Annotated in this window: 7 protein-coding genes; all 7 read left to right on the top strand. The window is 70.0% G+C overall.

Annotated elements, in window-relative coordinates; translation table 11 throughout:
- A partial coding sequence (locus tag ACWEMY_RS05740) for a carboxyl transferase domain-containing protein (RefSeq protein ID WP_452389035.1) occupies positions 1–1,295 on the top strand: 1,295 nt, incomplete at its 5' end.
- Positions 1,296–1,300: 5 nt separating this feature from the next.
- The gene (locus ACWEMY_RS05735) at positions 1,301–3,358 is read left to right on the top strand and encodes an acetyl/propionyl/methylcrotonyl-CoA carboxylase subunit alpha (RefSeq protein ID WP_452389034.1); all 2,058 of its coding nucleotides are present in this window, start codon (positions 1,301–1,303) and stop codon (positions 3,356–3,358) included.
- Positions 3,355–4,515, top strand: a complete 1,161-nt coding sequence (locus tag ACWEMY_RS05730) for an acyl-CoA dehydrogenase family protein (protein WP_375930119.1) — start codon at positions 3,355–3,357, stop codon at positions 4,513–4,515. The genes ACWEMY_RS05735 and ACWEMY_RS05730 overlap by 4 nt, the downstream gene beginning before the upstream one ends.
- Positions 4,512–4,994 (top strand): MaoC family dehydratase, encoded by a 483-nt coding sequence (locus ACWEMY_RS05725; protein ID WP_375930120.1) that lies wholly within the window; start codon positions 4,512–4,514, stop codon positions 4,992–4,994. The genes ACWEMY_RS05730 and ACWEMY_RS05725 overlap by 4 nt, the downstream gene beginning before the upstream one ends.
- On the top strand, positions 4,991–5,809 hold the full coding sequence (locus tag ACWEMY_RS05720) for an HpcH/HpaI aldolase/citrate lyase family protein (protein ID WP_452389033.1): 819 nt from the start codon (positions 4,991–4,993) through the stop codon (positions 5,807–5,809). Before ACWEMY_RS05725 ends, ACWEMY_RS05720 begins: the two co-directional genes overlap by 4 nt.
- Positions 5,810–5,907: 98 nt before the next feature.
- The gene (locus ACWEMY_RS05715) at positions 5,908–7,851 is read left to right on the top strand and encodes an acetoacetate--CoA ligase (protein WP_452389032.1); all 1,944 of its coding nucleotides are present in this window, start codon (positions 5,908–5,910) and stop codon (positions 7,849–7,851) included.
- A gap of 12 nt (positions 7,852–7,863) precedes the next feature.
- Complete coding sequence (locus ACWEMY_RS05710) at positions 7,864–9,090, top strand: TetR/AcrR family transcriptional regulator (RefSeq protein WP_452389031.1); 1,227 nt, start codon at positions 7,864–7,866, stop codon at positions 9,088–9,090.
- Positions 9,091–9,119: the final 29 nt, after the last annotated feature.

Here is a 9,119-nt window from a genome sequence, read left to right as displayed (position 1 = left end):
CTCAGTGCCTGGGTGGCGACACCGGCGGTGATACCGATGCCGAGGACCAGCAGTTTCGGGTGCGCGCCCAGGAGGTGGCCGCGCAGAACCATCTGCCGTGCGTGTACCTGGTCGACTCCGGCGGCGCCTTCCTGCCCCGCCAGGACGAGGTGTTCCCCGATCGCGAGCACTTCGGCCGCATCTTCTACAACCAGGCGAACATGAGCGCCAAGGGCATCGCGCAGATCGCGGCAGTGCTCGGCTCGTGCACCGCCGGTGGCGCGTACGTGCCCGCGATGGCGGATGAGGCCGTCATCGTGCGCGACCAGGGCACCATCTTCCTCGGCGGTCCGCCGCTGGTGAAGGCGGCCACCGGCGAGGTGGTCACGGCCGAGGAACTCGGTGGCGGCCTGCTGCATTCGCGCACCTCCGGCGTCACCGACCACCTCGCCGACGACGACCGCGACGCGCTGCGCATCGTGCGCAAGATCGTCGGCACGCTCGGCCCCAAGCCCGAGGCGCCGTGGGAGGTGCTGCCGAGCACGCCGCCTGCCAAGGCCGAGGACGAGCTCTACGACGTGGTTCCCGTCGACCCGCGCACGCCCTACGACGTGCGCGAGGTGATCGACCGGATCGTCGACGGCGAGGCCGGATTCCACGAGTTCAAGGCCGAATACGGCAAGACCCTGGTCACCGGGTTCGCCCGCATCCACGGGCATCCGGTCGGCATCGTGGCCAACAACGGCGTGCTGTTCGCCGAATCCGCCATGAAGGGCGCGCATTTCATCGAACTGTGCGACAAGCGCAAGATCCCGCTGCTGTTCCTGCAGAACATCACCGGGTTCATGGTCGGGCGCGACTACGAGGCGGGCGGCATCGCCAAGCACGGCGCCAAGATGGTCACCGCGGTGGCCTGCGCGCGGGTGCCGAAGCTGACCGTGGTGATCGGCGGCTCCTACGGCGCGGGCAACTACTCCATGTGCGGGCGCGCGTATTCGCCGCGCTTCCTGTGGATGTGGCCCAACGCGCGCATCTCGGTGATGGGTGGCGAGCAGGCGGCCTCGGTGCTGTCGACCGTGCGTGGCGATCAGCTCGACAGCGCGGGCAAGCCGTGGTCGGACGAGGACCAGGAGGCTTTCAAGGCCCCGATCCGCGAGCAGTACGAGACCCAGGGCAACCCGTACTACGCCACCGCGCGCCTCTGGGACGACGGCGTGATCGCACCCACCGACACCAGAACCGTGCTCGGCCTTGCCCTTTCGGTGTGCGCGCAGGCGCCGCTCGAACCCGTTTCCTACGGCGTATTCCGGATGTGAGCGACATGCTGAACAATTCCACTCCCGTCGAGTTCGACACCGTGCTGGTCGCCAATCGCGGTGAGATCGCGGTGCGTGTGATCAAGACCTTGCGCGCCATGGGTATTCGCTCGGTCGCGGTGTACAGCGATGCCGACGCGGGCGCCCGGCACGTGCGCGAGGCCGATGTCGCGGTGCGGCTGGGTCCGGCGCCCGCGCGCGAGAGCTACCTGTCGATCGAGAAGGTCGTCGATGCCGCGATCCGGTCCGGCGCGCAGGCGGTGCATCCGGGTTATGGCTTCCTGTCCGAGAATTCGGCGTTCGCGGCGGCGCTGGCCGACGCGGGCATCGAGTTCCTCGGCCCGCCGGCCGAGGCGATCGAGGTGATGGGCGACAAGATCACCGCCAAGCACACCGTCACCGCCTTCGGGGTGCCGGTGGTGCCCGGTCTCGCCGAGCCCGGTCTCGACGACGAGCAGCTGATCACCGCCGCCACCGACATCGGCTATCCGGTGCTGGTGAAGCCGTCGGCCGGTGGTGGTGGCAAGGGCATGCGCCGGGTCGACCGGCCCGAGGACCTGCCAGCCGCCCTGGTCAGCGCCCGGCGCGAGGCGAGTGCCGCCTTCGGCGACGACACACTGTTCCTGGAGCGTTTCGTCCTGCGGCCGCGCCACATCGAGGTGCAGATCCTGGCCGACAAGTTCGGCAATGTGGTGCATCTGGGCGAACGCGAATGCAGTTTGCAGCGCAGGCACCAGAAGGTGATCGAGGAGGCGCCCTCGCCGCTGCTGGACCCCGAGACCAGGGCGCGTATCGGCGCCGCGGCCTGCGATACCGCGCGCAGCGTGGACTACGTGGGCGCGGGCACCGTGGAGTTCATCGTCTCGGCCGACCGGCCCGACGAGTTCTTCTTCATGGAGATGAACACCCGCCTCCAGGTGGAGCACCCGGTGACCGAGCTGGTCACCGGTGTCGACCTGGTGGAATGCCAGGTGCGGGTCGCCGCCGGTCAGCGGCTCACGCGCACGCAGGACGAGATCCACCTGGTCGGGCACGCGATCGAGGCGCGCGTCTATGCCGAGGACCCGGGCCGCGGCTTCCTGCCGACCGGCGGCACGGTGCTCGCCCTGTCGGAGCCGGAAGGCCCTGGTGTGCGGGTGGATTCGGGTCTGCTCGAGGGCACCGTGGTCGGTAGCGACTACGACCCCATGCTGTCGAAGGTGATCGCTCGCGGCGACACCCGCGCCGACGCCCTGGCCCGGCTCGACCGCGCCCTGGAACAGACCGTGCTGCTCGGCGTGACCAGCAATATCGAGTTCCTGCGCTTCCTGCTCGCCGACGACGACGTGCGGGCCGGGCGGCTCGACACCGCGCTGCTCGACCGCCGGGTCGCCGATTTCCGGCCCGCCACCGTCACCGAGGACGACTTCGTCGCCGCCGCGGCGTATCACTGGCTGCGCCGCTGGCCCGCTCCGGGTGGCGACCCCTGGTCGGTGCCCACCGGCTGGCGGCTCGGCGCACCGGCACCGACCGTGCTACGGCTGGCGGCGGGCGACCAGGTGCGCCACGTCTACCTCACGGGCACACCGGAATCCGCGACGGTGCGACTCGAGTCCGATGACGCGGACGGACAGGCGCGACACGCCTCGCTCACCGCCGCCCTGCACGGCGACCGCCTCACCCTCACCGTGGACGGACTCCGGCGCGTGCATCGCGTCGCCGAGGCCGACGGCCAGGTGTGGGTGAGCACCGGCGGAAGCGTCGCAGTGCTGCGCGAGGTGGCCGAGGCGAGCGTGCGCAGCGATGCCGCGCACATCGGCGACGCCGAGATCCGCAGTCCCATGCCGGGTTCGGTGATCGCGGCCCCGGTCGCCGACGGCGCGACCGTCGCGGTGGGCGACCCGGTGATCGTCATCGAGGCCATGAAGATGGAGCACGCGCTCACCGCCCCCGTCGCGGGCACCGTCGAGGTGCTGGTGGCGCCCGGCGCCCAGGTGAGACTCGACCAGGTACTGGTCCGGGTGCTCGCCCAGTCCACCGAAACCGTTGTCGCCGAGACCGTTAGCGAAGGAACTCCCGCATGACCGACTACCTGTCCACCGGCTCGCTGCCGGAGGAATACCGTCAGCTCGCCCTGACCGTGCGCGACTTCGCCCAGCAGGTGGTCGCCCCGGTGTCGGCGAAACACGATGCCGAGCACAGCTTCCCGTACGAGGTCGTGGCGGGCATGGCCGAGATGGGCCTGTTCGGCCTGCCCTTCCCCGAGGAGTTCGGCGGCATGGGTGGCGACTACTTCGCCCTGTGTCTGGCGCTCGAGGAACTCGGCAAGGTCGACCAGAGCGTGGCGATCACGCTGGAGGCCGGCGTGTCGCTGGGCGCCATGCCGATCTACCGCTTCGGTGACGACAAGCAGAAGACCGAATGGCTGCCCCAGCTCACCAGCGGGCAGGCGCTGGCCGGTTTCGGCCTCACCGAACCCGATGCGGGCAGTGACGCGGGCGGCACCCGCACCACCGCCGTCGAGGACGGCGAGAGCTGGGTGATCAACGGCGCCAAGCAGTTCATCACCAACTCCGGTACCGACATCACCCGGCTGGTCACCGTCACCGCGGTCACCGGGCAGACCGGCGGCAAGAAGGAGATCTCCACCATCCTGGTGCCGACCTCCACCCCGGGTTTCGTCGCCGAACCGGCCTACAACAAGGTCGGCTGGAACGCCTCGGACACCCATCCGCTCAGCTTCACCGACGTGCGCGTACCCAGGGAGAACCTGCTCGGCGAGCGCGGCCGCGGCTACGCGAATTTCCTGCGCATCCTCGACGAGGGCCGCATCGCCATCGCCGCGCTGGCGGTCGGTGCCGCGCAGGGCTGTGTCGACGAGAGCGTGCGCTACGCCAACGAGCGTCTGGCCTTCGGGCAGGCCATCGGCCGCAATCAGGCCATCGCCTTCAAGATCGCCCGGATGGAGGCGCGCGCCCACGTGGCCCGCACCGCCTACTACGACGCGGCCGCGCTGATGCTGGCCGGTAAGCCGTTCAAGAAGGCCGCCTCGATCGCGAAGATGGTCGCCAGCGAGGCCGCCATGGACAACGCGCGCGACGCCACCCAGATCTTCGGCGGCAACGGCTTCATGAACGAATACCCGGTCTCCAGGCACTACCGTGACAGCAAGATCCTGGAAATCGGTGAGGGCACTACGGAGGTGCAGCTGATGCTGATCGCAAGGGAGCTGGGTCTGTGAGTGAACACCGGCGGGTCGTGCAGCGGGGGCTGTGGTTCGAGGAGTTCGAGATCGGCACGATCTACGAGCACCGTCCGGGGCGCACCATCACCGAGGCCGACAATGTCCTGTTCACCACGCTGACCATGAACACCCAGGCGCTGCACCTGGACGCGGCCTTCGCCGACGCGCAGCCGCCGTTCAACCAGCGCCTGGTGAACTCGATGTTCACGCTGTCCACGCTGGTCGGGCTCTCGGTCGCCCAGCTCACCCAGGGCACGCTGGTGGCCAATCTCGGATTCTCGGAGATGTCGCTGCCCGCGCCGCTGTTCCACGGCGACACCATGTACGCCGAAACGCTGGTCACCGACAAGCGCGAGTCCAAGAGCCGGCCGGGTGAGGGCATCGTCAGCCTCACCCACACCGCGCGCAACCAGCACGGCGTGGTCGTGGCCGTGGCGGTCCGGCAGACCCTGGTCAGAAAGGCGCCGACAGCATGAGCACCTGGCAACCGAGCGGACCGGCCTGGCTGTTCTGCCCCGCCGACCGCCCCGAACGCTTCGCCAAGGCCGCCGCGGCGGCCGATGTGGTGATCCTCGATCTCGAGGACGGCGTGGCCGCGGGCGACAAGACCGCCGCGCGCAACGCGCTGATGGAGACCCCGCTCGACCCGCGACACACCGTGGTCCGGGTCAACGCGGCAGGCACCGAGGAGCACGCGGCCGACCTGGCCACCCTCGCCCACACCGGCTACCGCCGCGTCATGCTGCCCAAATGCGAATCGGCCGAACAGGTCAGGAACCTGGCGGGCTACGAGGTGATCGTGCTGATCGAGTCGCCGCTGGGCGCGATCCGGGTGGCCGAGTCGGCGGCGGTCGAGAACGCGATCGGCGTGATGTGGGGTGCCGAGGACCTGGTCGCCGGGCTCGGCGGCAATGCCAGCAGGCACGCCGACGGCAGCTACCGCGATATCGCCCGGCACGTGCGGTCGACGAGCCTGCTGGCGGCCAAGGCCTTCGGCAAGTTCGCCCTGGACTCGGTCTTCCTCGACATCAAGGATCTCGAGGGACTGGCCGTGGAGACGCTCGACGCGGTGGCCGTCGGCTTCGACGCCAAAGTCGCCATCCATCCCAGCCAGGTCGCGGTGATCCGCGAGGGTTACGCGCCCGACCCCGACGAGCTCGGGTGGGCGCGGCGGGTGCTGGCCGAGGTGCCCAACCATCGGGGCGTGTTCGCGTTCGAGGGCCGCATGGTCGACGCGCCGGTGCTGCGGCACGCGGAGCGGATCGTGCGCCGGGCCGAACTGCCCGGCTGACCAGCACCCGGCGCACGGGTCGAGTACCGCCCGCGCGCCGGGGTAATCATCGACGGGGCAGTTCCGGCCCGCGCAAACCAGAACGAGGAGGACATCCGGTGCAACCGCAGTGGGAACCGACCGCCCAGGACATCGCGTCGGCACGGATCACCGACTTCGCCGCGTTCGTGAGCCGCCGGACCGGCGAGCAGTACCCCGACTACCGGGCGCTGTGGCAGTGGTCGGTCGATGACGTCGCCGGGTTCTGGCAGGCGGTGTGGGACTACTTCGCACTGGGCGCGACGGCGGGCGAGGTGCTCGGTTCCCGGGAGATGCCCGGCGCGCGGTGGTTCCCCGGCACCCGGCTCAACTATGTCGACCAGATCATCCGGATGGCCCAGCCGCACCGGCCCGCGATCATCGCGCTGCACGAGGACACCGAACCGCGCGAGGTCTCCTGGGCCGAATTGATCGAGCAGGTCGCGGTTTTCGCGCGGACGCTGCGGGATCAGGGCGTCGAGCCGGGCGACCGGGTGATCGGCTACCTGCCCAATATCCCCGAGGCGATCGTCGCCTTCCTGGCCACGGCGAGCATCGGCGCGGTGTGGAGCGCCTGCGGACAGGACTATTCGGCCAAGGCGGCGCTGGACCGGCTCGGCCAGCTCGACCCGGTCGTGCTGGTCACCGCCGACGGCTATCGTTTCGGCGGCAAGGAACACGACAAGCGCGCCGAGATCGCCGCTCTCCAGGAAGGGCTGCCCACCCTGCGCGCCACCGTCGCGGTCTCGCAGCTCGGCCTCGATGTCGCCGACTCGCTGCCCTGGTCCACCGCGATCACCGACGAGAGTTTCGGCGTGATCGACACCGTAGCGGTCGATTTCGATCATCCGCTGTGGATCGTGTTCTCCTCCGGCACCACCGGCCTGCCCAAGGGCATCGTGCACGGTCACGGCGGTGTCCTGCTCGAACATCTGAAAGCCGTTGCGCTGCAATCGGACATCGGACCCGCCGACACCTTCTTCTGGTTCACCAGCCCGAGCTGGATGATGTGGAACTTCCAGGTCGCCGGGCTGCTCACCGGGTCGACCATCGTCACCTACGACGGCAGCCCGACCGCCGGTTCGCCGGATGCGCTGTGGCGCTTGGCCGCCGAGGTTCGCGCGACCGTGCTGGGCACCAGTCCCGGCTATGTGCTGGCCTGCATCAAGGCGGGTTCGGTGCCGCGCGCCGACCACGATCTGTCCGCGCTGCGCACCGTCGGCATCACCGGCTCGGCCCTGCCGGTGTCGACCGCGCTGTGGCTCGGCGAGAACGCGGGCGAGCACGTGCAGGTGAACTCGATCAGCGGCGGCACCGATGTGGTGTCGGCGTTCATCGGTGGTGTGCCGACGGTGCCGGTGTGGCCGGGTGAGCTGTCGGTGCCGTATCTGGGCGTCGCCCTGGACGCCTACGACGAGGCCGGGCAGCCGGTGCGCGGCGAGGTAGGCGAGCTGGTGGTGACCGCGCCGATGCCGTCCATGCCGGTCGCCTTCTGGCGCGACGAGGACGGAAAGCGTTACCACGACGCCTATTTCGACACCTATCCCGGCATCTGGCGCCACGGCGACTGGATCACCCTGACCGAGCGCGGCAGCGTCGTCGTGCACGGGCGCTCCGACTCCACCCTCAACCGGCACGGCATCCGGATGGGCAGCGCGGACATCTACCAGGTGGTCGAGCAGTTCCCGGAGATCGCCGAGGCGCTGGTGATCGGCGCCGAACAGCCCGACGGCGGCTACTGGATGCCGCTGTTCGTCGTGCTCGCGCCCGGCGCCGAACTCACCGAGGACCTGTCCGCGCGGGTCCGCGACGCGATCCGCACCGAGGTGTCCCCGCGCCACGTTCCCGACGAGATCCGCGCGGCCCCCGGCGTCCCGCACACGCGCACCGGCAAGAAGCTGGAGGTGCCGATCAAGAAGCTGTTCCAGGGCGCCGATCCGGCGCGGGTGGTCGAACGCAGCGCCGTCGACGATCCGGCGCTGCTGGACTGGTATGCCCGGATAAGCCCTCCTCACAAGGGCTAATACACTTCTCGTATGAATATCGGCGAGTCTGGTGGGGCGCGTGGGTCGATAGTCGACGGTGCGGCGGGGGAAGGGGTACGCAGGCGGCCGAAGAATCGGCGCGCGCAGATCGCGGCCACCTCCGCGATGGCCTTCGGCGCCGCCGGGTACCACGGGGTGAGCATGGAGGACATCGCCTCCGGGCTCGGCATCAGTTCGGCCGCGCTGTATCGCCACTACCCGAGCAAGTACGCGCTGTTCCGGGAGGAACTGCTGCGGGTGGGTCAGGCGTTCACCGCCTCGATCGACATCGACGGCGACCCGGTGGACGCGGCGCACCGACTGCGGCACATGCTCACCGGCCTCACCGGCGCCACCGTGGAGAATCGCGCCACCGTCACCCTGGTGCGCTGGGAGGGCCGCTACCTCGAACCGGCCGACCGGCAGGTCCTCGACGACCATCGCGGCGCGGTCCTGGTCGCCTTCGCCGAGCAGCTCTCCGTCCTGCGTCCCGAACTCACGCCCGCCGATCTGCGCATGCTCGCCACCGCCATGCTCGGTGTGATCACCAGCATCGCCGACCATCACGCCGCGCTGCCCGCGCGCACCCTCACCAAGCTGCTCGGTTCGGCCTGTATGGCGCTCAGCGGTCCCGGTCTGCCGCCCGCGGCCCCGGCGAGTGAGCGGTCGAGCAGGCTCGCCATCCCGGAGGCGTTCAAGCACGAACTGCTGCTGCGCAAGGCCGTGGAGCTGTTCCACGAGCGCGGATACCCGAACGTCAGCGTGGAGGACATCGCCTCGGCGGCCGGGCTCTCGGCGGCCTCGGCGGTGTACCGGTTCTATCGCGGCAAGGCCGACATCCTGGCCGCCGCGTTCCGGCGCGCGGCCGACCGGGTGTCCGGGGCGATCGGGCGCGCGGTGGCCGGCACCAGCGACAGCGGCGCGGCGCTGGACCAGCTCATCGAGCAGTTCGTCGCCGACACCTTCGACGAGCGGGCGCTGGCCGTGGTCTACTACGCCGAATTCGGGCACGTACCCGCCGAGGAGCGCGCGGTGCTGCGCAATATCCAGCGGCTCAGCGTGCAGGAATGGGCGCGGCTGGTGCGCGATGTGCGACCCGCGCTGTCGGCGGCCGAGGCGCGGTTCCTGGTGCACGCGGCCTTCGCGATGGTGATCGATCTGGGTCAGGCCTTCGGCGACGATCCGGTCGCCTGCCGGGCCAGAACCGGCTTCCTGATGCGGCGCGTACTGCTGGGTTGAGCACGGATTTCACCCGTTGCGTGTGAGGC

Source organism: Nocardia sp. NPDC004415 (assembly GCF_053602435.1).
The sequence above is the reverse complement of the archived record's forward strand: the minus strand, read 5'-3'. Positions and strand labels throughout refer to the sequence as shown.